A 24,095-nucleotide genomic window follows, 5' to 3' on the forward strand; every position below is an offset into this window, starting at 1 on the left:
GAGTCAGCTCAAACAGCTTGAAAGATACTCGCTTAATCAGAGGAACAACTTTGTTGCACTTGACTTGACAATTGGGGGGAGATTTTTTTGGCTAAAACCTGTGATTTTCTCTGATAGAATCTAGCTATCAGGCATTATTTGTGGTACAATAGTGGGTAATGATGTCTTTGGACAAGTTAAACGAAAAAAGGAAGATAAACGATGACAAAACGTGTAACAATTATCGAAGTAAAAGACTATGTTGGTCAAGAAGTCACTATTGGTGCTTGGGTTGCTAACAAGTCAGGAAAAGGAAAAATTGCCTTCTTGCAATTGCGTGACGGAACTGCCTTCTTCCAAGGCGTGGCTTTCAAACCAAACTTTATCGAAAAATTCGGTGAAGAAGTAGGACTTGAAAAATTTGATACCATCAAACGTCTAAGCCAAGAAACGTCTGTCTTTGTAACAGGGATTGTTAAAGAAGACGAGCGCTCAAAATTTGGTTATGAGTTGGATATTACAGACATTGAAGTCATCGGTGAATCTCAAGATTACCCAATCACGCCAAAAGAACACGGAACAGACTTCTTGATGGACAACCGCCACTTGTGGTTGCGTTCACGCAAACAAGTAGCAGTCATGCAAATCCGTAACGCTATTATCTATGCAACTTATGAATTCTTTGATAAGAATGGCTTCATGAAATTTGATAGCCCAATCCTTTCAGGAAATGCGGCAGAAGACTCTACAGAACTTTTTGAAACAGACTACTTTGGAACACCAGCCTACTTGAGCCAATCAGGACAGCTTTATCTTGAAGCAGGTGCTATGGCTTTAGGTCGCGTCTTTGACTTTGGTCCAGTATTCCGTGCAGAGAAATCTAAGACTCGTCGTCACTTGACTGAGTTCTGGATGATGGATGCTGAGTACTCATACTTGACACATGATGAGTCACTTGACTTGCAAGAAGCTTATGTAAAAGCATTGCTTCAAGGAGTTCTAGATCGTGCTCCACAAGCCTTGGAAACATTGGAGCGTGATACAGAGCTCTTGAAACGATACATTGCAGAGCCGTTCAAACGCATCACTTACGATGAAGCCATTGACCTCTTGCAAGAGCATGAAAATGATGCAGACGCTGACTACGAGCATCTTGAACATGGTGATGACTTTGGTTCACCACACGAAACGTGGATTTCAAACCACTTTGGTGTACCAACCTTTGTGATTAACTATCCAGCTGACATCAAGGCTTTCTACATGAAACCAGTTCCTGGGAACCCAGACCGCGTACTTTGTGCAGACTTGCTTGCGCCAGAAGGTTACGGAGAAATCATCGGTGGCTCCATGCGTGAGGAAGACTACGATGCCCTTGTCGCTAAGATGGAATCACTTGGAATGGATCGTACAGAATACGAATTCTACCTTGACCTTCGTAAATATGGTACAGTACCACACGGTGGATTTGGTATCGGTATTGAGCGTATGGTAACCTTCGCAGCTGGAACTAAACACATCCGTGAAGCTATTCCATTCCCACGTATGTTGCACCGTATCAAACCTTAATAGCCATAAAAACGCCGTCTGGCGTTTTTACTTTAAATGAAAGAGGTGGAGAAAATGTAGGCAAATCTCAGTAAGTCTTTTAGAAACAATTATATTACATATAGAAAGAGAGAAAACAATGTTTAAAAGAACTTACAAACGCAATATTCCACTCCTAGCAGGTCTGGAATTCACATCTTATTTTGGAATTACCAGTTTTTGGATTTTATTTTTCATTCAAAATGGTCTTTCATTACTTCAAATCGGTTTACTAGAAAGTATCTTTCATGGGACAAGTCTCTTATGTGAGATCCCGTCAGGTATGTTGGCCGATCGGTTTAGCTACAAGACCAATCTCTATTTGGCTCGATTGGCCAGCATTGTGTCCTCTATCTTGATTTTGTTTGGTCAGGGGAATTTTTGGATTTATGCGATTGCCATGATGGTTAATGCTTGGTCTTACAATTTTGATTCGGGGACCAGTACGGCTTTCTTATATGATTCAGCTGTTGAAGCAGGTCAGAAGGACCGTTATCTTCAGATTTCTAGCTTTTTGTCTGGTGTGGCAGAAGTCACTCGAACTCTAGGTACAGTTGTGGCAGGCTTCTTTATTCACGGAACATTGGCCTGGACCTATCTGATAGCTATTGGATTTTCATTTATTTCTATCATTTTGATTTATTTCATGAAAGAACCAATGGCCAAGAGAGAGAAAAATGAATCCTTAACCTTTAAAAGGATTGTCCTGCAAGTCAGAAAAGAATGGCAGGAAAAACCAGTACTCTTTTACTGGATGATGATATACCAGCTAGTCGGGACACTCATGTGCATGTTTTACTTTTACTATCAGCAGAAAATAAGTGACTTAGCAGGGTGGCAGGTTTCACTGGTTATGCTGATTGGTAGTTTGCTAAACCTATTGGCGGTTTATTTAGCTAGTCAAATCGGGAAAAAATGGAATAGCAATCAAGTTTTTCCGATGCTTGTTGCACTGACAGGCCTCGCAATGCTATTGGTATTTTCTGGGACACCCTTTGCCTTTCTTCTCGTATATCTTTTAACTGATACACTTTATGCAGTTTATCAGCCGATCTACTTCAATGATTTACAAGGCTATTTACCCTCAAGTGTAAGAGCAACCATGCTTAGTATCAATTCTATGCTCTTTAGTTTATCTATGATTGTCATTTTCCCGCTGACAGGCTGGATGATTGATCGTTGGGATCTTGTAGCTGTCTTTTTAGTTCTAGGTCTTATCTTGCTTTTAACCTCCCCTATCCTAATAATCGGTCTAAAAAGGATGGGCAAGGTATTGGATAAGGACTTAAAAACTGAGTAAAGCACGAAAACCTATTTGCCCAAAGTATCATCCTGTGGTACAATAGCATGAGGAAAAGGAGAAGAGTATGATCGATGTAGAAGAAATTCTAAGTAAGATGAATCCCAATCAAAAGATCAACTATGACCGTGTCATGCAAAAGATGGTCCAAGTGTGGGAAAAAAATGAAGAGAGACCAACTATTCTCATGCACGTCTGTTGTGCTCCCTGTAGCACCTATACTTTAGAGTATTTGACCAAGTATGCAGATGTGACCATCTATTTTGCAAATTCAAATATCCATCCCAAAGCAGAGTATCACAAGCGTGCTTATGTGACCAAAAAGTTTGTCAGTGATTTCAATGAGCGAACTGGCAACAAGGTTCAATACCTAGAAGCACCATACGAACCCAATGAATATCGTAAATTGGTCCGTGGTTTGGAAGAAGAACCAGAAGGTGGAGATCGCTGCAAGGTTTGTTTTGACTATCGCTTGGATAAGACAGCGCAGGTAGCGATGGACTTAGGGTTTGATTACTTTGGTTCGGCCCTGACGATCAGTCCTCATAAAAATTCACAAACCATCAATAGTATCGGGATCGATGTGCAGAAAATCTATACTACCCATTATCTTCCGAGTGACTTTAAGAAAAATCAGGGTTACAAACGTTCTGTAGAGATGTGTGAAGAGTACGATATCTATCGTCAATGTTACTGTGGCTGTGTCTATGCCGCTCAAGCTCAAAATATTGACTTGGTACAGGTCAAGAAGGATGCAACAGCCTTTATGGTAGATAAGGATATCGAAAAAGACTATTCGCATATCAAGTTCACTGTTACGAAGTTAGATATTTAGACGAAAACCTGCCCAATGTGGCAGGTTTTTTGCTAGGAAAAGGTGATGGAGAGAAGTCGATGGACCGATCTATGAATTCCTAGTCCATGACTCGAGAGATTTCAATAAATCAGTTGAGACTTAAGATTTGTGGATGAAAAATGAAGTTTTGCTCAAAGGAGATTTTGGGAATTTAGAATGCTGATAAATAGTTCAATTAGTCGCTACTCAAAGGCTCGTTGAAAATCAAAAAACGAGGTCAGGATTTTAATCCTGACCTCTGACAACTTTACCGATTCTTTAGTTCTACGTAGCGTTTGTACCAAATGTTGACATAGGCTTCTGAGAAAGGACCTCGCTCATTGTTAATCCAATCAACAAGAATCTTTACATGCTCTTTCAGAATATAGTCTAGATCAGAAGAATACTTCATTTTTCGCTTATGTCGTTCATACTCCTCAACGTCCAAGAGGCGTTTTTCACCATCTGTAAAAACTTTAACATCCAAATCATAGTCAATGTATTTTAAAGCTTCTTCATCCAGATAGTAAGGACTTGCCATATTGCAGTAGTAGGAGATACCATTTTCACGAATCATAGCGATAATATTAAACCAATATTTCTTGTGAAAGTAAACAATAGCCGGTTCTCGAGTCACCCAACGACGACCGTCACTTTCGGTAACAAGTGTGTGGTCGTTGACGCCGATAATAGCGTTCTCTGTTGTTTTTAGTACCATGGTGTCCCGCCAAGTACGGTGGAGACTCCCATCATGCTTATAACTTTGAATTGTAATAAAGTCGCCTTCTTTTGGAAGTTTCATAACTAACCAACTTTCTACAATTTATAAGTTTATCGTTTACTATTGTATCACATTTTTGTTTAAAGTTCTTAGTTTTTTCATGAAAAAATTAAAGATATTCTCTGAGGGCGCTGGCTATATCCGAAAAATCATAACCTTTTCTAGCTAAAACTTGGGTCAAACGTTGTTTCAGTTCGTATCCTTCATACTTTCGTGAATATTTCCGATACTGCTTGTCTAACTCTTTAAAAATAAGTTCCTGAACGGTTTCTTCTTCTACCTGGCTGTCCAACTGGTCAAAGGCTGTTTTGGCTTCTGTGTAGGAAAATCCTTTATTGGTTAGGCTTTGGATAATCTTATCCTGTAGAGCACGGGCAGGTAATTTCCCTTGGTATTTTTTCAGTAGTTTTTCAGATGTGCGCTCTGCGACTTCCGTCATATCAAATTCTTGTAAGACTTCTTGGATAATGGATTTAGCAACGCCTTTTTGAGAAATCTTCTGCATGAGCATATAGCTTCCCTTATCTCCTGAAAGCTGATTGGAATTGATGATGGCATAAGCATATTGGCGATCATTAATCCAATTATCATCTTTTAAAGACTGGATAACTCTGGGGATGATGTTCTCATCAATTTCATGTTTGGCAAGATAATCTCGAACTTCTTTTTCAGTACGAGACTTAAAGGATAGATGATAAAGAGCTAGATTTTTACTGTAGGAAAATTGCGCAAAGGATTTAATCTCAGTTAGTTCTTCAGCTGAGATCTCTTTCCCTTTTGTCAACATAAAGCGAACAATGGTATCCTCTGTAATGTAGCAGGTTTGGTCCTTATCAAGTTCGAGCAGATAGAGTCGTTTTTTCTTTTCAAGTTTTGTGATTTTCATGGTTTACCTCTTATCCAAATGCTTCGAAGGCAGCAACGAGTCGAAGTTTGTTGCTATCAATCAGCTCTCTCCCGTAATAGTCGAGAAATAGTTCAGCATATTTGGGATCTTTTAAGTTGTAGTTGAGGGACCAAACTGCCCAAAAGAGATCGATATGTCGGTCACTGAAATCAGCCAAACCAAGATCAATAAAACAAGAGAAGTGGTCAGCATCTTTTAGAATAAAGTTTGGTAGACAGGCATCACCGTGAATAAAGGCATCTGTTTCTAAAAGGTGCCCTTGTTCTTGGATGAGTTGGAAGGCCTCTTCGCGACTGTTAATCTGGAATTGGGGTAGGAGTGCCTTGGCATAGAACTCCCCTTTTTCATAGTTTTTAAAGGCTCTTTCTTTATAGACTTTTAAATGATTTTCTGATGGAAAATTTTGTGGGTTTAAGTTGTGAAGCTTTTTAAGAGCCTCTGCCATTGTTCGGCAGATTTTTTCTGGCTGGTCTAAAAAAGCGAGAGCATCATGACCAATAGCCTCTTTAGTCAGGAGGTAGTCTTTATCTGTAGATAGATAGTGGATGACTGGAGTTCCTATTCCCTCTTGTTCAAACCAACTCGCAATGCTAGTTTCTCGCTCTAAACTTCCCTTTTGATCAATTTTTAAATAGTAACCTGAATCAAGATAGAGAACTCTTGCGCCTGAATGAGAAGAGCTGTCCGATAGGTTTGCCTCCTCTATATAAGTTCGTAATTGCTCAGGAAAATCCAATGAGGAAAAAGATATCTTTGTATTCATGGTTTTATTGTAACATATTCTTAACCATTGAGAAACTACGTGGTATAATAGACTTATGAATCTAAAAGTCAAACAAAAAATTCCATTAAAAATCAAGCGCATGGGGATTAACGGGGAAGGAATCGGATTTTACCAGAAAACCCTCGTTTTTGTTCCAGGTGCCCTCAAGGGAGAAGATATCTATTGTCAGGTGACTTCGGTTAAGCGTAACTACGTTGAGGCTAAACTCCTTGAGGTCAATAAAAAATCTAAGTTTCGAGTGGTCCCAGACTGCACCATCTATAATGAGTGTGGTGGCTGTCAAATCATGCACCTGCATTATGACAAGCAGTTAGAATTCAAGACGGATCTCCTCCATCAAGCTCTGAAGAAATTTGCTCCTGCTGGCTACGAAAACTATGAAATTAGACCAACCATTGGCATGCAGGAGCCTAAGTATTATCGGGCTAAACTGCAATTCCAAACTCGAAAATTTAAGGGCCAAGTCAAGGCGGGATTATATGCTCAAAATTCCCATTATTTGGTTGAGTTAAAAGACTGTCTGGTTCAAGACAAGGAGACGCAGATTATTGCCAATCGCATTGCTGAACTCTTGACCTATCATCAAATTCCGATTACAGATGAACGGAAAATTCTTGGGGTTCGGACCATCATGGTTCGTCGAGCACGGAAAACTGGGCAGGTTCAAATCATTATCGTCACTAATCGCCAATTGAATCTGACTCTCTTAGTTCAAGACCTAGTCAAGGATTTTCCAGAAGTGGTGACAGTTGCAGTCAATACCAATACTGCAAAAACCAGTGAGATTTATGGAGACAAGACCGAGATTATTTGGGGGCAGGATAGTATACGCGAAGGTGTTCTAGACTATGAATTTTCTCTTTCACCACGAGCTTTTTACCAGCTCAATCCTGAACAGACAGAAGTCCTCTACAGTGAAGCCGTTAAGGCCTTGGACGTAAATGAGAATGACCATCTGATTGATGCCTATTGTGGTGTTGGGACCATTGGTTTTGCCTTTGCTAAGAAAGTCAAAAGCTTGAGAGGGATGGATATTATTCCAGAAGCTATTGAGGATGCCAAAGAAAATGCCAAGCGCATGGGTTATACCAATACTCACTATGAGGCTGGAACTGCAGAAGAAATCATCCCTCGTTGGTACAAGGAAGGCTATCGTGCAGATGCTTTGATTGTAGATCCGCCACGTACTGGTTTAGATGACAAGCTTTTGGATACTATCGTCAAATACGCTCCTGAAAAGATGGTCTATGTTTCCTGCAATGTGTCTACCTTGGCGCGTGATTTAGTCCGTCTGGTAGAGGTCTATGATCTACACTATATCCAGTCTGTTGATATGTTTCCACACACGGCTAGAACAGAAGCAGTGGTCAAATTAACGAGGCGCAAGCCAGCTTCTAGATAAAAATGGCAACTGGAAAGTTTTTGAAAAGAAGACTTCTAGTTACAGAGTAAGATTTGCAAGCTATCTTTAAATATGATAAAATAAATAGAAAATAAAATGAAAAAAGAGGTATGTGAAATGTCACGTAAACCATTTATCGCTGGTAACTGGAAAATGAACAAAAACCCAGAAGAAGCAAAAGCATTCGTTGAAGCTGTAGCATCAAAACTTCCTTCATCAGACCTTGTTGAAGCAGGTATCGCAGCTCCTGCTCTTGACTTGACAACTGTTCTTGCTGCTGCTAAAGGTTCAAGCCTTAAAGTTGCTGCTCAAAACTGCTACTTTGAAAATGCAGGTGCTTTCACTGGTGAAACTAGCCCACAAGTTTTGAAAGAAATCGGTACTGACTATGTTGTGATCGGTCACTCAGAACGTCGTGACTACTTCCACGAAACAGACGAAGACATCAACAAAAAAGCAAAAGCAATCTTTGCAAACGGTATGCTTCCAATCATCTGTTGTGGTGAGTCACTTGAAACTTACGAAGCTGGTAAAGCAGCAGAATTCGTAGGTGCTCAAGTTTCAGCTGCTCTTGCTGGATTGACTGCAGAACAAGTAGCTTCAACAGTTATCGCTTATGAGCCAATCTGGGCTATCGGTACTGGTAAATCTGCTTCACAAGACGACGCACAAAAAATGTGTAAAGTTGTTCGTGATGTTGTAGCTGCTGACTTCGGTCAAGAAGTAGCTGACAAAGTACGTGTTCAATACGGTGGTTCAGTTAAACCTGAAAACGTTGCTGAATACATGGCTTGTCCAGACGTTGACGGAGCTCTTGTAGGTGGTGCATCACTTGACCCAGAAAGCTTCTTGGCATTGCTTGACTTTGTAAAATAAGCCTTAAATATCTGAGACAGACAGTTCCCTCCCTCGAGGTTAAGACTGCCTGTCTTCTTTTTAGTAAAAAGGCGTGCGAAAGCACGCTCTTTTCTGCATTTTGAATGAAAAAGAAAGGAGAATTATGCTTTATATTTGGTCTTATCTCAAACGTTATCCCAAGTGGTTAGTGTTAGACTTCTTCGGAGCTATTTTCTTTGTGATTGTCAATCTTGGGCTACCGACTGTTCTTGCTCGCATGATTGACCAGGGAATCAACCAAGGTGACCAGGATAAACTCTATTTTTGGGCTATCGTAATGTTGGTTATTATCGTCTTGGGGACATTTGGGCGGGTTGTTCTATCCTATGCTGCTAGTAAATTGACCACCAACATGGTTAAGGACATGCGAAATGATGTTTATGCTAAATTACAAGAGTATTCTCATCATGAGTACGAGCAAATTGGTGTGTCTTCACTAGTCACTCGTATTACCAGTGATGCCTTTGTCCTCATGCAGTTTGCGGAACAAACGCTTAAGTTGGGTGTTATCACTCCCATGATGATGTTTTCGAGTATTCTCATGATTTTCTTGACGAGTCCTTCACTAGCCTGGATTGTCGCTTTTTCCGTTCCTTTTTTAGCTGTAGTAGTCATTTATGTGGCGGTAAAAACGCGTCCTTTATCTGAAAAACAACAGAAAACACTGGACAAGATTAACCAGTATGTCCGTGAAAATTTGATGGGGCTACGAGTGATTCGTGCCTTTGCTCGTGAAGACTTCCAAGAAAAACGTTTCGAAGACAAAAATGCAATCTATGCGGATAATTCGAATCGCTTGTTCAAATTAACTGGTTTGACAGAGCCCCTCTTTGTTCAAATCATTATTGCCATGATTGTGGCTATCGTTTGGTTTGCCCTTGATCCTCTGAAGCATGGAAATTTGCAGATTGGGGATTTGGTGGCCTTCATCGAGTATAGTTTCCACGCTCTCTTGTCCTTCCTTTTCTTGTCAAACCTCTTTACCATGTATCCACGTACTGCTGTATCTAGCGAGCGTTTGAAGGAAATCATGGACATGCCCATTTCCATTGATCCAAATGAGGACGGAATTCAAGAAACAGAAACACATGGTTACTTAGAATTTGATAATGTGACTTTTGCCTATCCTGGGGAAACAGAAAGCCCTGTTTTGCATAACATTTCCTTTACTGCTAAACCGGGAGAAACCATTGCCTTTATCGGCTCAACTGGTTCAGGTAAGTCTACTCTGGTTCAATTGATTCCTCGTTTTTACGATGTTACGCTAGGGAAAATCAAGGTCGATGGTGTTGATGTACGAGATTACCGACTCAAATCTCTCCGTCAGAAGATTGGATTTATTCCACAAAAGGCCTTGCTCTTTACAGGGACTATCGCAGACAATCTCCGTTACGGGAAAGAGGATGCCAGTCATGAGGACTTGCACCAAGCAGCTGATGTAGCCCAAGCCAAAGACTTTATCGAAAGTCGAGAAGAAGGTTTTGCGACGCATCTGGCTGAAGGGGGAAGCAACCTATCAGGTGGTCAGAAACAACGCTTGTCGATTGCCCGAGCAGTCATCAAGGGTCCAGACATCTATATCTTTGATGATTCCTTCTCAGCCTTGGACTACCGTACAGATGCTATTTTGCGCCGTCGTCTCAAGGAAGTGACGCAAGATGCAACGGTATTGATTGTTGCGCAACGTGTTGGAACTATCATGGATGCTGACCAGATCATCGTCCTTGATAAGGGTGAAATCGTTGGTCGTGGACGTCATGAAGAATTGATGGAAACCAATGACATCTATCGAGAAATTGCTGAGTCGCAGCTGAAAAATGCGTCTCTGACAGAAGAATAGGAGGTAAAGGATGAAACAACAATCTAGTCTAGCTCGTCTATGGAGCTATTTAAAAGCCTACCGATTCTCTGTTTTCTTTGCAGTCTTCTTGAAAATAGTCAGCGTCATTATGAGTGTTATCGAGCCATTCGTATTGGGGCTTGCTATCACTGAGTTAACTAGCAATCTCCTTGCTATGGCAAATGGTGTTGCAGGAGCAGGCATTAATACTAGCTATATTGCAGTGATTCTGGTTATCTATCTATTACGTGGTCTTCTCTATGAGTTGGGGTCTTACTATTCAAACTACTTTATGACCAATGCGGTGCAGTCCATGATACAGGATTTGCGAAATGAAATGAGTAAAAAAATCAATCGCATCCCTGTGTCCTACTTTGACAAGCACCAGTTTGGAGATTTGTTAGGTCGTTTCACAAGTGATGTTGAAACTGTTTCAAACGCTCTCCAACAATCTTTCTTACAGATTGTCAATGCAGTCTTTACCATTCTTTTTGTGATGGGAATGGTTCTCTATCTAAATCTTCAGCTGGCTATCATTGTTATCTTATCCATTCCGATTACTTATTTTGGTGCTAAAACGATTTTGAATCGTTCGCAGCCTTATTTTAAACAGCAGGCGGCTATCTTGGGACGTATGAATGGCTTTGTACAGGAAAACTTGACAGGTTTTAATGTTTTAAAACTTTTCGGACGTGAAGAAAACTCTCAAGAGAGATTTGAAAAGATTACGGATGAATTGCAACAAGTCGGATTCAAGGCTAGCTTTATTTCAGGTTTGATGATGCCTGTCCTTCACATCGTATCTGATTTAACCTATCTGATTGTTGCAGTATTAGGTGGATTGCAGGTAATTGCAGGTCGCTTGACGATCGGTAATATGCAGGCCTTCGTTCAATATGTTTGGCAAGTCAGCCAGCCTATTCAAAATATTACTCAACTAGCAGGGCAAATGCAAAGTGCTAAGTCTTCGCTTGACCGTGTCTTTGAAGTTTTAGATGAACAAGAAGAAATCCAAGCTACGGAAGTTAAAGAGTTGGCACCGTTGACTGGGCAAGTCAGCTTCAAGAATGTTGATTTCCAATATGTAGATAATAAACCATTGATTCGTAATTTCAACTTAGATGTTGAACCTGGAGAGATGGTAGCCATCGTAGGACCAACTGGGGCAGGGAAAACAACCTTGATCAACCTTCTCATGCGCTTTTACGATGTAACAGCTGGTGCTATTTTAGTGGATGGACAAGATATTAGAGACTTGTCTCGTCAGGACTACCGTCGTCAGTTTGGGATGGTCCTACAGGATGCCTGGCTCTATGAAGGCAGTATCAAGGAAAACCTTCGCTTTGGGAATCTGGAAGCAACAGACGAGGAAATCGTTGAAGCTGCTAAGGCTGCCAATGTTGACCACTTTATCCGCACCCTCCCTGGTGGCTATAACATGGAAATGAACCAAGAGTCAAGTAATATTTCTCTTGGTCAGAAACAGTTGTTGACGATCGCGCGTGCACTTTTGGCAGATCCTAAAATCTTAATTTTGGACGAAGCAACCTCATCAGTCGATACTCGTCTAGAACTCTTGATTCAAAAGGCTATGAAACGTTTGATGAAGGGGAGAACGAGCTTTGTCATTGCCCATCGACTTTCTACGATTCAGGAAGCTGATAAAATTTTGGTGCTGAAAGATGGACAGATTATCGAACAAGGAAATCATGAAAGTCTCTTAAACGCAAAAGGATTTTATTATGATCTTTATCAAAGTCAATTTTCGGGTAAAAATGCCGAAATCAGCTAGAAAAATAACTATTAAAGTTTCTTAAATTATCAGTCAATTACAACTTTTTTAATATGAGTTAATTCCCTTGCTTTTGTATACTGGGAGTAGTATACTTAGGTAGTAATCAATAAATATGGTTACAAAAATAATATTACGAGGTGAGAAAAATGGTTGAATTTAAAAAAGATGCTTTAAAAGATGTAACAACATTATCTAAATCAGCGCCTGAAGCGCTAGCAAAAACAAAGGAAGTGCTTAACCAAGCCGTAGCAGACTTGTATGTAGCCCATATCGCTCTACATCAAGTACACTGGTATATGCGTGGACGCGGTTTCATGGTATGGCATCCTAAGATGGATGAATACATGGATAGCCTTGATGGTTATCTAGATGAAATCAGCGAACGTTTGATTACACTTGGTGGGCAACCTTACTCTACTTTGACAGAATTCCTTCAACACAGTGAAATCGAAGAAGAAGTTGGAGAGTTCCGCAATGTAGAAGAAAGTTTGGAACGTGTCCTTGACATTTATCGTTACCTCATCACTCTTTTCCAAAAAGCTTTGGATGTAACAGATGAAGAAGGTGATGATGTTACGAATGATATCTTCGTTGGCGCTAAGGCTGACCTTGAAAAAACAGTCTGGATGCTTGCGGCAGAATTAGGACAAGCGCCTGGTTTGTAAGAATTTTTAACCAAAGAAAGAATCCGTAGATTTCTACGGATTTTTCTATTGATGTAGACATTCCAAAACTGTCTTTTTTAAAGTTTTTTGATAAAATAGTACTATCAATGAAAAGGATGAAAGCATGACAAAGAAAATTGTAGCGATATGGGCACAAGATCAAGAGGGTGTCATCGGAAAAGAAAATCGTCTACCATGGCATTTGCCAGCGGAATTAAAACATTTTAAAGAAACGACTCTAAACCATGCTATTTTAATGGGACGTGTAACCTTTGATGGCATGGGGCGTCGATTGCTTCCTAAACGTCAGACTTTGATTTTGACTCGAAATCCAGAGGAGTCTATTGAGGGAGCAATGGTGTTTCAAGATGTTGAGACAGTATTAGATTGGTATCAAAATCAGGATAAAAATCTTTATATAATCGGTGGCAAACAAATTTTTCAACTTTTTGAACCTTATTTAGATGAGCTTATCGTGACACAAATTCATGCTAAAGTAGATGGAGATACTCATTTTCCAGAAGAATTTGACTTGACAGCTTTTGAAACAGTCGCAAGCAATAGCTTTACCAAAGATGAAAAAAATGCCTACGATTTTACCATCGAATATAGAAAGAGAAAGGAAGCCTAATGGAGCGTAGTATTTTTGGATTTTTTACAGCTCTCTTGTGTGCTGTCTGTCTTGTAGCTGGAACACACGCTTTTCGTAAAAAGCGCTTTGGACTTGCTACTCTACTTTGGCTTAATGCCTTTACAAACTTGGTAAATAGCATTCATGCTTTTTATATGACCTTATTTTAGAGAGAAAGAATAGTTAGAACGGAAGGGAATCATGCCTACAAATAGGAAAAATGATATGATGGTTTATTGCTCATTTTGTGGCAAAAGCCAAGAAGAAGTTAAAAAAATAATCGCTGGGAACAATGCCTTTATCTGTAATGAATGTGTAGAGTTGGCCCAGGAAATCATTCGTGAGGAGTTAGCTGAGGAAGTCTTGGCGGACTTGTCTGAAGTACCAAAACCAATCGAACTACTAAACATCTTGAACCACTATGTAATTGGTCAAGATCGTGCCAAACGTGCTCTGGCAGTGGCTGTATATAACCACTACAAACGCATCAATTTCCACGATACGCGTGAAGAATCAGAAGATGTGGATTTGCAGAAGTCAAACATCTTGATGATTGGCCCAACTGGTTCTGGGAAAACTTTCTTGGCCCAGACCTTGGCTAAGAGCTTGAATGTGCCTTTTGCAATCGCAGATGCGACAGCTCTTACCGAGGCTGGCTATGTGGGTGAGGACGTGGAAAATATCCTCCTCAAACTCTTGCAGGCATCTGATTTTAATATTGAGCGTGCAGAACGTGGGATTATCTACGTCGATGAGATTGACAAGATTGCGAAGAAGAGTGAGAATGTTTCTATTACACGTGATGTTTCTGGTGAAGGTGTGCAACAAGCCCTCCTCAAGATTATCGAAGGAACTGTAGCTAGCGTACCTCCTCAGGGGGGACGTAAACATCCACAACAAGAGATGATTCAAGTGGACACTAAGAATATCCTCTTCATCGTGGGTGGTGCCTTCGATGGCATCGAAGAAATTGTCAAACAGCGTTTGGGTGAAAAGGTCATTGGTTTCGGACAAAACAACAAGGTAATTGATGAAAATAGTTCTTACATGCAAGAAATCATCGCAGAAGATATTCAAAAATTCGGAATTATTCCCGAGTTGATTGGACGCTTACCAGTCTTTGCAGCTCTGGAGCAGTTGACCGTAGATGATTTGGTTCGTATTTTGAAAGAGCCAAGAAATGCCTTGGTCAAACAATACCAGACATTGCTTTCATATGACGATGTAGAGCTTGAATTTGACGACGAAGCCCTTCAAGAGATTGCCAATAAAGCAATCGAACGTAAAACGGGTGCCCGTGGTCTTCGCTCAATTATCGAAGAAACCATGCTAGACGTTATGTTTGAAGTTCCGAGTCAAGAAAATGTGAAAACTGTTCGTATCACAAAAGAAGCAGTCAATGGAACAGCTAAGCCAATCCTAGAGACAGCCTAGAGGTGACTATGGAAATCAATACACACAATGCCGAGATTTTGCTGAGTGCAGCCAACAAGTCCCACTATCCGCAAGATGAACTTCCTGAGATTGCTCTTGCAGGTCGCTCAAATGTTGGTAAATCTAGCTTTATCAATACCATGCTCAATCGTAAAAATCTAGCTCGTACCTCTGGAAAACCAGGAAAAACACAACTACTGAATTTCTTTAATATTGATGATAAGATGCGTTTTGTCGACGTGCCTGGTTATGGTTATGCCCGTGTTTCCAAAAAAGAACGCGAAAAATGGGGACGTATGATTGAGGAGTACTTGACTACTCGAGAAAATCTTCGAGCAGTTGTCAGTCTCGTTGACCTTCGTCATGATCCGTCAGCAGATGATGTACAGATGTACGAATTTCTTAAGTATTATGAGATTCCTGTCATCATTGTGGCGACCAAGGCAGACAAGATTCCGCGTGGGAAATGGAACAAGCACGAATCAGCTATTAAAAAGAAATTAAACTTTGATCCAAGTGATGACTTTATCCTCTTTTCATCAGTAACAAAAGCAGGAATGGACCAAGCTTGGGATGCTATTTTAGAAAAATTGTGAGGAATACAGATGGCAAAAACAATTCATACAGATAAAGCTCCAAAGGTAATTGGGCCTTACGTTCAAGGAAAGATCGTTGGGAACCTTTTGTTTGCTAGCGGTCAAGTTCCTTTATCTCCTGAAACTGGAGAAATCGTAGGAGAAACGATTCAAGAACAGACTGAACAAGTTTTGAAAAACATTGGAGCTATTTTAGCAGAGGCAGGAACGGATTTTGACCATGTTGTTAAAACAACTTGCTTCTTGAGTGATATGAACGACTTTGTACCTTTCAATGAGGTATACCAAACAGCCTTTAACAAGGAATTTCCAGCTCGTTCAGCTGTAGAAGTAGCTCGTCTTCCTCGCGATGTAAAAGTCGAAATTGAAGTCATCGCAGAGATTGGATAAGCGAGTTGAAGTTTGGTTCTTCCAAACTTCTTTTGATATAAGGAGACAAAGATGACAAAGATGACAAAGAAACAACTTCACCTGGTGATTGTAACAGGGATGAGTGGTGCAGGAAAAACTGTAGCCATTCAATCCTTTGAAGATTTAGGATATTTTACCATTGATAATATGCCACCTGCCCTCTTACCAAAATTTTTACAGTTGGTTGAGACCAAGGATGATGACCACAAGTTAGCTCTAGTGGTTGATATGCGTAGTCGTTCTTTCTTCTCAGAGATTCAGGCTGTTTTGGATGAATTGGAAAATCAAGATGATTTGGACTTCAAAATCCTCTTTTTGGATGCAGCTGATAAGGAATTGGTGGCTCGCTATAAGGAAACCAGAAGAAGCCACCCTCTAGCAGCAGATGGTCGTATCTTAGATGGAATCAAGCTGGAACGCGAACTCTTGGCACCCTTGAAAAATATGAGCCAAAACGTGGTAGACACAACAGAGTTAACTCCTCGTGAACTCCGTAAGACCATTGCAGAGCAGTTTTCAGATCAAGAACAGGTTCAGTCCTTCCGTATTGAGGTTATGTCTTTCGGGTTTAAATATGGCATTCCAATTGATGCTGACTTGGTATTTGATGTTCGTTTCCTACCAAATCCCTACTATCTACCAGAACTTCGCAATCAGACAGGTGAAGATCAAGATGTTTATGACTATATCATGAAACATGAGGAATCCGAAGACTTTTACCGCCATTTGTTGGCCTTGATTGAACCAATCCTACCTGGCTACAAAAAAGAGGGCAAATCTGTTTTAACCATTGCAGTAGGTTGTACAGGTGGACAACACCGAAGTGTTGCCTTTGCTAAACGACTGGCGAATGATTTGTCTAAGAATTGGCCTGTAAATGAAAGTCATCGTGATAAAGACCGAAGAAAGGAAACGGTAAACCGTTCATGAGAAAACCAAAAATTACGGTGATCGGTGGAGGAACTGGAATCCCTGTTATTTTAAAAAGTTTGCGGGAAAGAGATGTTGACATTGTAGCCATTGTCACTGTTGCTGATGATGGAGGTTCTTCAGGTGAACTTCGTAAAAATATTCAACAGTTAACACCGCCAGGGGATTTACGTAATGTTCTTGTAGCCATGTCAGATATGCCAAAATTCTACGAGAAAGTCTTTCAATACCGTTTTTCTGAGGATGCAGGTGCTTTTGCTGGTCATCCATTAGGGAACATTATCATAGCAGGACTTTCTGAAATGCAGGGTTCAACCTACAATGCCATGCAATTACTGAGTAAATTTTTCCATACGACAGGCAAGATTTTTCCATCAAGTGACCATCCTTTGACACTCCATGCTGTCTTCAAAGATGGATCAGAAGTAGCTGGAGAAAGTCACATCGCAGACCATCCTGGCATGATTGACCATGTCTATGTTACCAATACTCTAGACGCTGAAAAACCACAAGCAAGTCGCCGAGTCGTCAATACGATTCTTGAGAGTGATATGATTGTCTTGGGACCAGGTTCACTCTTTACTTCGATTTTGCCGAATATCGTTATTGAAGAGATTGGACAAGCACTCCTTGAAACCAAAGCTGAGGTGGCTTATGTCTGCAATATCATGACACAGCGTGGCGAGACAGAGCATTTCACAGATAGTGATCATGTGAAAGTTTTGCATCGTCATTTGGGCCGTCCATTTATCGATACTGTCCTTGTTAATATCGAAAAGGTTCCGAGGGACTATATGGATACCAACCGTTTCGATGAGTATCTAGTTCAGGTTGAGCATGATTTTGAGGGACTGCATCAACAAGTTCCCCGTGTGATTTCGTCTAATTTCCTTCGTTTGGAAAATGGTGGTGCCTTCCACGATGGAGATTTAATCGTTGATGAATTGATGCGCATTATACAGGTGAGAAAATGAGCTTCACAGTAGCAGTAAAAGAAGAAATCCTAGGTCAACACCATCTGAGCCGTTATGAGTTATCAGCCATTATCAAGATGTCAGGTAGTATTGGTTTATCGAGCTCTGGCTTGACCTTGTCCGTTATTACAGAAAATGCTAAGCTTGCCCGCCATCTCTATGAATCTTTCTTACACTTCTATGGTATTAAGTCGGAGATTCGCCATCATCAGAGAAGTAATCTTCGTAAAAATCGTGTTTATACTGTGTTTACAGATGAGCAAGTCCAAGAACTTTTAGCCGATTTACGTTTGGCTGATTCTTTCTTTGGTTTGGAGACGGGAATTGACCCAGATATTTTATCAGATGAGGAAGCTGGACGCGCTTACCTCTGTGGTGCTTTTTTAGCAAACGGTAGCATTCGAGATCCTGACTCAGGCAAGTATCAGTTAGAAATTAGTTCAGTTTATCTGGACCATGCTCAAGGGATCGCCTCACTGTTGCAGCAGTTCTTGTTAGATGCCAAGGTTATCGAACGAAAAAAAGGTGCGGTGACCTATCTTCAGCGAGCAGAAGATATTATGGATTTCCTGATTTTAGTTGGAGCCATGCAGGCACGAGATACTTTTGAGGGGATCAAGATTCTCCGAGAAACTCGAAATGACCTTAATCGTGCCAATAATGCAGAGACGGCTAATATTGCTCGGACAGTTTCTGCAAGCATGAAAACCATCAACAATATCAGTAAAATCATTGATATCGTTGGCTTAGATAATCTTCCAGCAGACTTACAGGAAGTTGCCCGTTTGCGTATCCAGCATCCAGACTATTCTATACAGAAGTTGGCAGATAGTCTACAAAATCCCTTAACCAAAAGTGGTGTTAATCATCGACTGAGAAAAATTAATAAAATTGCTGATGAACTATAAAACCACGAATCTTCGGATTCGTGGTTCTTTTCTTATAGACTTGTAGAGTGTTTTGGTTGTACTTTTTGTTCTGGGTCAATGTAGTTAATGGCATTGTTGACAGCAGTTGGGGCTTCACCAAGACCTGTGGCAATCAAGTCAATCTTCCCTTCATAGTAGCAGCAGTCACCAATAGCGTAAATTCCAGCTTGGCTTGATTCTTGCTTGCTATTGACAATAATCTTGTGGCGGTTCAGTTCTAATCCCCATTTTTTAAGATTACCTACAGAAGATTTGAAGCCATAGTTGACAAAGAGGTGGTCCAACTCAATGCTTTCAGTCTCATCGGATTTAACTTTTGTGATTTCAAGCTTGTCTAAAGTTTTTCCATCTCCAAGAAGCTGACTTGGCACAAAAGGTGTTTTGATAGTCACAGAAGACTCTTGCAAGGCTTGGACGCTATGCTCAAGAGCACGGAAGTTATCGCGACGATGCACAAGTGTAGTTGGAGCAATCTTCTCAAAAGCTAAAGCCCAGTCAACGGCTGAGTCACCACCACCCAGGATGGTTACCTTCTGACCAGCGTATTGTTGAATATTAGAAACGTGGTAGTGGATATTGTCATAGCCTTCAACACCTTCTAATTCGAGTGGACGTGGTTTAAAGGCACCACCACCCATAGCAATAATAACGGTTTTAGAAGTATGATTTCCCTTATTGGTTGTAATCTTAAAAACATCATCCTCTTTTTCAATCTCAAGAACGGTTTCATTGAGGTGAACAGGTGTCACAAACCCTTCAAGTTGTTCCAAAAGGCGGTTAGTCAATTCTTCCCCTGTGAGGTTTGGAAAACCAGGAACATCGAGAATTTGTTTTTCAGGATATAGGATAGCAGGCTGACCACCTAGTTGAGGAAGAGAATCGATGATTTGTACTTTGGCTTGACGAAGGTGAGCATAAAAGGCTGCGAAAAGACCGACAGGACCACCTCCTACAATGGTGATATCGTATAGTTCAGACATGGTTTCTCCTTAATAATTTCTATTTTCTTATTCTATCATATTTTCTACCAATTTAAAATGAAGTAGGGGGAAGAAAATTTTCATATAAAATGATATAATGAAGAGTAGCTTTTTTATGGAGAGGAGGCCTAGAATGAATTTTCAACAATTATCTAATCTTCAATACTGGTCTAGTTTATTTTCCAGTCCTTGGAGTATTCTGATAAATGTGATTGATATTCTTATCGTTGCCTATATCTTATACCAATTTACAAAATCAATTGCAGGAACCAAGATTATGATTCTGGTTCGAGGTGTTCTAGTTTTTATCTTAGCTCAGATAGCAGCAAATACCCTAGGCCTGACAACTATTTCCTGGTTGATCAATCAATTGATTACCTACGGTGTTATCGCAGCGGTAGTTATTTTCTCTCCAGAAATTCGGACAGGTTTAGAGCGTTTGGGACGTGCGACTGATTTCTTTTCAAGTACACCAATGAGTTCAGAAGAACAGATGATTCAGGCCTTTGTTAAAGCGGTAGAATATATGAGCCCGCGGAAAATTGGAGCACTGGTCTCTGTTCAGCGTGTCAGAACCTTACAGGAATATATTTCCACAGGGATTCCTTTAGATGCTAAAATTTCGGCAGAACTCTTAATCAATATTTTCATCCCAAACACCCCTTTACATGATGGAGCAGTCATTATAAAAGGTGATCGGCTAGCTGTAACTTCTGCTTATCTTCCACTAACTGAAAACACTGGTATTTCTAAGGAGTTTGGAACGCGACACCGTGCAGCCATTGGTTTATCTGAGGTTTCAGATGCTCTCACATTTGTTGTATCAGAGGAGACTGGAGGTATTTCCATTACCTATAATGGTGTCTTTAAACATGATTTAACGATGGAGGAGTTTGAAGAAGAACTACGCCGTATACTAATTCCGGAAAATTCACAAGAGCCAAGCTTAACAGAACGTATACTAGGGGGTTGGAAGAATGAAAAAAAATAATTTATATATCATCTCCTCACTCCTCTTTGCTTGCGTTTTATTTATCTACGCTACCTCTATTAATTACCAAAATAATAATAATGCAAGACCAGCTAGAACAGAAACTTATACCAACACAGTTGTAAATGTACCGATTGATATTCAGTATGATAGTGAGCAGTATTTTATTAGCGGTTTTAGTTCAGAAGTAACGGTATTTTTGACTGGATCCAATCGAGTGACCTTGGCTAGTGAGATGCAAGAAAGCACTCGTAAATTTAAGGTTACTGCAGATTTAACACAGGCTACCGAAGGAACAATTGAAGTTCCCTTGACTATTGAAAATCTACCAAGTGGCTTAACAGCTCTAGCAACACCGCAGAAAATTACCGTTAAAATTGGGAAGAAGGCAACACGGGATAATTTACCAGTCACTCCACAGATTGACTCTGGTAAGATTGATGAACGGATCCTCATCGATAGTGTGACCGTTTCAGATGAACGCGTTTCTGTTACTAGTGATGCTGACACCTTATCCAAGATTGATAAGATTGTGGCTGTCTTACCAACGAGTGAAAAAATTACAGGAAATTATACGGGTTCAGTTCCCTTACAAGCTATTGATAAGAACGGAACAGTTTTACCAACGGTCATTACACCCTATGAAACAACTATGAAAGTAACGACGAAACAAGTTCGATCAGCAAGTAGTTCTAGCTCATCAACGACAAGCTCATCTGCGGGCAGTTCGTCTTCAACTGGGTCTGAAACCAAACCAGATTCTTCAAAGAAAGACTAAAAAATTAGAAAAGGATATAACATGGGTAAATATTTTGGAACGGACGGAGTCCGTGGAGAAGCAAACGTAGAACTTACGCCAGAATTAGCTTTTAAATTGGGACGTTTTGGAGGTTATGTTCTCAGTCAACATACAACTGAAGCACCAAAAGTGTTCGTAGGACGTGACACTCGTATCTCAGGTCAAATGCTAGAAGCGGCTTTGATTGCTGGTCTCCTTTCAGTCGGAATTCACGTTTATAAGCTTGGAGTTCTTGCAACACCAGCAGTAGCTTATCTTGTTAAAACAGAAGGTGCGAGCGCAGGTGTCATGATTTCAGCTAGTCATAACCCAGCCCTTGATAACGGAATTAAATTCTTTGGTGGTGACGGCTTTAAACTAGACGATGACAAAGAAGCTGAAATCGAAGCCTTGCTTGATGCGAGTGAAGATACTCTTCCACGTCCAAGTGCTGAAGGTCTAGGTACTGTAGTTGATTATCCAGAAGGTTTGCGCAAGTATGAAGCTTATCTTGTTTCAACTGGAACAGCTCTTGAAGGAATGAAGGTAGTCTTGGATACTGCAAATGGCGCTGCTTCAACAAGTGCTCGACAAATTTTTGCAGACTTGGGTGCTCAATTAACGGTTATCGGAGAAACTCCAGATGGACTGAACATCAACTTGAACGTTGGTTCAACTCATCCAGAAGCCTTGCAAGAACTTGTGAAAGAAAGTCAATCTGCCATTGGTTTGGCCTTTGATGGTGATAGCGACCGTTTGATTGCTGTTGATGAAAACGGAGAAATTGTCGATGGTGACAAGATTATGTACATCATTGGTAAATATCTCTCTGAAAAAGGTCAATTGACCCAAAATACTATTGTAACAACAGTCATGTCCAACCTTGGTTTCCATAAGGCCTTGGATCGCGAAGGGATCAATAAAGCAGTCACTGCTGTTGGAGACCGTTATGTAGTTGAAGAAATGAGAAAGTCAGGTTACAATCTCGGTGGGGAACAGTCTGGTCATGTTATCTTGATGGACTATAACACAACTGGTGATGGTCAGTTGTCAGCAGTTCAATTGACGAAGATCATGCAAGAAACAGGTAAGAGTTTATCAGAATTAGCATCAGAAGTGACTATTTACCCACAAAAATTGGTCAATATTCGTGTGGAAAATGCTATGAAAGAAAAGGCAATGGAAGTTCCTGCTATCAAAGCGATTATCGAGAAAATGGAAGAAGAAATGGCAGGGAATGGTCGCATCCTTGTTCGTCCGAGCGGAACAGAACCACTCTTGCGGGTAATGGCTGAAGCGCCTACAACAGAAGAAGTGGACTACTACGTGGATACGATTGCTCAAGTTGTTAAAACTGAGATTGGTATTTAGTAAATCTAGCAGAAAATAAAAAAATATGGTACAATGGCAACTATATTGTACCAATGGAGATGAAAATGAATTTAAAACGTGAACAAGAATTTGTCAGTCAGTATCACTTTGATGCGCGTAACTTTGAATGGGAAAATGAAAATGGAGCACCTGAAACTAAGGTAGATGTAAACTTCCAGTTGCTTCAGCATGATCAAGAAAATCAAGTTACTTCTTTGATTGTTGTTTTGAGCTTTATGATTGTCTTTGATAGATTTGTCATTAGTGGAACGATTTCTCAAGTCAATCATGTTGAAGGTCGTATTGTCGACCAACCAAGTGATTTCAGCCAAGAAGAAGTTGAGACACTAGCTCGTCCATGTTTGGATATGCTTAATCGTTTGACTTATGAAGTAACAGAAATTGCCCTTGATTTACCGGGAATTAATTTGGAGTTTTAAGAAATGAAATTAGCGGTCATAACAGACTCATCTGCTTTTCTACAAGCGGAAACCTTGCGGAAAGAAGATTTATTTGTGCTAGACATTCCTGTGAATATCGATGGGCAGGAGTATGTTGAAGGTGTAAATCTAACCGCTCAAGAATTTTATGAAAAAATGGCTTCAGCAACTGAATTGCCAAAAACGAGCCAACCAAGTATTGCTAAGTTGGATGAAATTTTATCATCATTAAAAGACAGAGGCTATACACATGCTTTGGGCCTTTTCCTATCTTCTGGAATTTCAGGATTTTACCAAAATATCCAATACATGAAGGATGAGTATGAAGGTTTGACCATTGCTTTTCCAGATACTCGAATTACAAGTGCTCCTTTAGGCTATATGGTTGAGAGTGTCTTTAAATGGACAGAGCAGGGAGATAGCTTCGAGTCTATCTTAGATAAAGTAACTGAACAGATTGAAAACACCTCGGCCTTTATCATGGTGGATGATCTTGACCATCTAGTTAAAGGGGGACGTCTTTCAAATGGTGCGGCCATTTTAGGGAATCTTCTTAGTATCAAGCCAATCCTTTACTTCAATGACCAAGGTGTGATAGAAGTATATGAAAAGGTTCGCACAGAAAAAAAGGCTACAAAACGCTTGGTTGAAATTGTTAAAGAAGTAACAGCTGACGGGAATTACCAGATTACTGTCATTCATGGGAATGCTCCTCAAAAAGCAGCAGATTTGCGTCAGCTTTTGATTGATGGTGGAGTGGCTACAGATGTTTCAATTGCAACCTTCGGTAGTGTTATTGGGACTCACCTGGGAGAAGGAAGTATTGCTCTGGGCTATACACCAATCGTCTAGATTGTTCTC

25 protein-coding genes are annotated in these 24,095 nt (G+C 40.4%); 21 read left to right on the top strand and 4 right to left on the bottom strand.

Translation table 11 applies throughout. The features are described 5' to 3' along the window. The first annotated feature begins 201 nt into the window (after window positions 1-201). The 3 genes from asnS (at window position 202) to K1I67_RS04100 (ending at window position 3,698) form a co-directional block, all read left to right on the top strand. Window positions 202-1,545: an asparagine--tRNA ligase gene (gene asnS, locus K1I67_RS04090; RefSeq protein ID WP_223338899.1), complete on the top strand. Its 1,344-nt coding sequence runs from the start codon at window positions 202-204 to the stop codon at window positions 1,543-1,545. Window positions 1,546-1,663: 118 nt separating this feature from the next. After that, window positions 1,664-2,863 carry an MFS transporter gene (locus K1I67_RS04095; protein ID WP_223338901.1) on the top strand — a complete coding sequence of 400 codons (1,200 nt, stop codon included), beginning with the start codon at window positions 1,664-1,666 and terminating at the stop codon, window positions 2,861-2,863. Window positions 2,864-2,930: 67 nt separating this feature from the next. Beyond that, a complete protein-coding gene (locus K1I67_RS04100; RefSeq protein ID WP_006154672.1) occupies window positions 2,931-3,698 on the top strand; it encodes an epoxyqueuosine reductase QueH in 768 nt (255 codons plus the stop codon). A 268-nt stretch (window positions 3,699-3,966) separates the two neighbouring features. Here the strand turns inward: K1I67_RS04100 and ntdP are convergent, their stop codons facing one another. The 3 genes from ntdP to K1I67_RS04115 form a co-directional block, all read right to left on the bottom strand. Beyond that, window positions 3,967-4,500 (bottom strand): nucleoside tri-diphosphate phosphatase, encoded by a 534-nt coding sequence (gene ntdP / locus K1I67_RS04105; RefSeq protein WP_000775325.1) that lies wholly within the window; start codon window positions 4,498-4,500, stop codon window positions 3,967-3,969. 88 nt (window positions 4,501-4,588) lie between these two features. Further along, window positions 4,589-5,365: a recombination regulator RecX gene (recX, locus tag K1I67_RS04110; RefSeq protein WP_223338902.1), complete on the bottom strand. Its 777-nt coding sequence runs from the start codon at window positions 5,363-5,365 to the stop codon at window positions 4,589-4,591. A gap of 10 nt (window positions 5,366-5,375) precedes the next feature. Beyond that, window positions 5,376-6,149: an aminoglycoside 3'-phosphotransferase gene (locus K1I67_RS04115; RefSeq protein ID WP_223338903.1), complete on the bottom strand. Its 774-nt coding sequence runs from the start codon at window positions 6,147-6,149 to the stop codon at window positions 5,376-5,378. A gap of 55 nt (window positions 6,150-6,204) precedes the next feature. On the opposite strand from K1I67_RS04115, the gene rlmD reads away from it, so the two are divergent. From rlmD to whiA, 13 genes are all read left to right on the top strand, one after another. After that, a complete protein-coding gene (gene rlmD, locus K1I67_RS04120; RefSeq protein WP_223338904.1) occupies window positions 6,205-7,572 on the top strand; it encodes a 23S rRNA (uracil(1939)-C(5))-methyltransferase RlmD in 1,368 nt (455 codons plus the stop codon). A 117-nt stretch (window positions 7,573-7,689) separates the two neighbouring features. Beyond that, window positions 7,690-8,448, top strand: a complete 759-nt coding sequence (gene tpiA, locus K1I67_RS04125; protein WP_223338905.1) for a triose-phosphate isomerase — start codon at window positions 7,690-7,692, stop codon at window positions 8,446-8,448. A gap of 124 nt (window positions 8,449-8,572) precedes the next feature. After that, complete coding sequence (locus tag K1I67_RS04130; protein WP_223338906.1) at window positions 8,573-10,309, top strand: ABC transporter ATP-binding protein; 1,737 nt, start codon at window positions 8,573-8,575, stop codon at window positions 10,307-10,309. A gap of 10 nt (window positions 10,310-10,319) precedes the next feature. Further along, window positions 10,320-12,101 carry an ABC transporter ATP-binding protein gene (locus tag K1I67_RS04135; protein ID WP_223338908.1) on the top strand — a complete coding sequence of 594 codons (1,782 nt, stop codon included), beginning with the start codon at window positions 10,320-10,322 and terminating at the stop codon, window positions 12,099-12,101. 149 nt (window positions 12,102-12,250) lie between these two features. Further along, a complete protein-coding gene (locus K1I67_RS04140) occupies window positions 12,251-12,769 on the top strand; it encodes a Dps family protein (protein WP_223338909.1) in 519 nt (172 codons plus the stop codon). A 124-nt stretch (window positions 12,770-12,893) separates the two neighbouring features. Then, window positions 12,894-13,400, top strand: coding sequence for a dihydrofolate reductase (locus tag K1I67_RS04145; RefSeq protein ID WP_223338911.1), 507 nt, complete (start codon window positions 12,894-12,896; stop codon window positions 13,398-13,400). Beyond that, the gene (locus K1I67_RS04150) at window positions 13,400-13,570 is read left to right on the top strand and encodes a hypothetical protein (protein WP_000442255.1); all 171 of its coding nucleotides are present in this window, start codon (window positions 13,400-13,402) and stop codon (window positions 13,568-13,570) included. The genes K1I67_RS04145 and K1I67_RS04150 overlap by 1 nt, the downstream gene beginning before the upstream one ends. 31 nt (window positions 13,571-13,601) lie before the next feature. Further along, complete coding sequence (gene clpX / locus K1I67_RS04155; RefSeq protein WP_223338913.1) at window positions 13,602-14,834, top strand: ATP-dependent Clp protease ATP-binding subunit ClpX; 1,233 nt, start codon at window positions 13,602-13,604, stop codon at window positions 14,832-14,834. Window positions 14,835-14,842: 8 nt separating this feature from the next. Next, the gene (yihA, locus tag K1I67_RS04160; RefSeq protein ID WP_049494688.1) at window positions 14,843-15,430 is read left to right on the top strand and encodes a ribosome biogenesis GTP-binding protein YihA/YsxC; all 588 of its coding nucleotides are present in this window, start codon (window positions 14,843-14,845) and stop codon (window positions 15,428-15,430) included. 9 nt (window positions 15,431-15,439) lie between these two features. Beyond that, entirely contained in the window at window positions 15,440-15,820 is a 381-nt protein-coding gene (locus K1I67_RS04165) for a RidA family protein (protein ID WP_223338914.1), read from the top strand. Window positions 15,821-15,880: 60 nt separating this feature from the next. Then, on the top strand, window positions 15,881-16,771 hold the full coding sequence (gene rapZ, locus K1I67_RS04170; RefSeq protein ID WP_223338964.1) for an RNase adapter RapZ: 891 nt from the start codon (window positions 15,881-15,883) through the stop codon (window positions 16,769-16,771). Continuing rightward, on the top strand, window positions 16,768-17,745 hold the full coding sequence (locus K1I67_RS04175) for a YvcK family protein (RefSeq protein WP_223338916.1): 978 nt from the start codon (window positions 16,768-16,770) through the stop codon (window positions 17,743-17,745). Before rapZ ends, K1I67_RS04175 begins: the two co-directional genes overlap by 4 nt. Continuing rightward, window positions 17,742-18,653: a DNA-binding protein WhiA gene (whiA, locus tag K1I67_RS04180; RefSeq protein ID WP_223338918.1), complete on the top strand. Its 912-nt coding sequence runs from the start codon at window positions 17,742-17,744 to the stop codon at window positions 18,651-18,653. The genes K1I67_RS04175 and whiA overlap by 4 nt, the downstream gene beginning before the upstream one ends. Before the next feature lie 32 nt (window positions 18,654-18,685). On the opposite strand, the gene K1I67_RS04185 is transcribed toward whiA, so the two are convergent. Next, window positions 18,686-19,654 carry an NAD(P)/FAD-dependent oxidoreductase gene (locus tag K1I67_RS04185; RefSeq protein ID WP_223338919.1) on the bottom strand — a complete coding sequence of 323 codons (969 nt, stop codon included), beginning with the start codon at window positions 19,652-19,654 and terminating at the stop codon, window positions 18,686-18,688. Between the two features lie 133 nt (window positions 19,655-19,787). Here K1I67_RS04185 and cdaA point away from each other — a divergent pair, with 133 nt between their 5' ends. The 5 genes from cdaA (at window position 19,788) to K1I67_RS04210 (ending at window position 24,086) form a co-directional block, all read left to right on the top strand. Beyond that, window positions 19,788-20,645, top strand: coding sequence for a diadenylate cyclase CdaA (gene cdaA, locus K1I67_RS04190; protein WP_223338921.1), 858 nt, complete (start codon window positions 19,788-19,790; stop codon window positions 20,643-20,645). Then, window positions 20,632-21,423, top strand: a complete 792-nt coding sequence (locus tag K1I67_RS04195) for a CdaR family protein (protein ID WP_223338923.1) — start codon at window positions 20,632-20,634, stop codon at window positions 21,421-21,423. Before cdaA ends, K1I67_RS04195 begins: the two co-directional genes overlap by 14 nt. A gap of 21 nt (window positions 21,424-21,444) precedes the next feature. Beyond that, the gene (glmM, locus tag K1I67_RS04200) at window positions 21,445-22,794 is read left to right on the top strand and encodes a phosphoglucosamine mutase (protein ID WP_223338926.1); all 1,350 of its coding nucleotides are present in this window, start codon (window positions 21,445-21,447) and stop codon (window positions 22,792-22,794) included. Window positions 22,795-22,859: 65 nt separating this feature from the next. Further along, window positions 22,860-23,234, top strand: a complete 375-nt coding sequence (locus K1I67_RS04205; protein ID WP_223338929.1) for a DUF1149 family protein — start codon at window positions 22,860-22,862, stop codon at window positions 23,232-23,234. A gap of 3 nt (window positions 23,235-23,237) precedes the next feature. Then, entirely contained in the window at window positions 23,238-24,086 is an 849-nt protein-coding gene (locus tag K1I67_RS04210; protein WP_223338931.1) for a DegV family protein, read from the top strand. The last annotated feature ends 9 nt before the right edge of the window (window positions 24,087-24,095 follow it).

This window comes from Streptococcus infantis (assembly GCF_019929575.1).
GTDB classification, from domain to species: Bacteria; Bacillota; Bacilli; order Lactobacillales; family Streptococcaceae; genus Streptococcus; species Streptococcus infantis_L.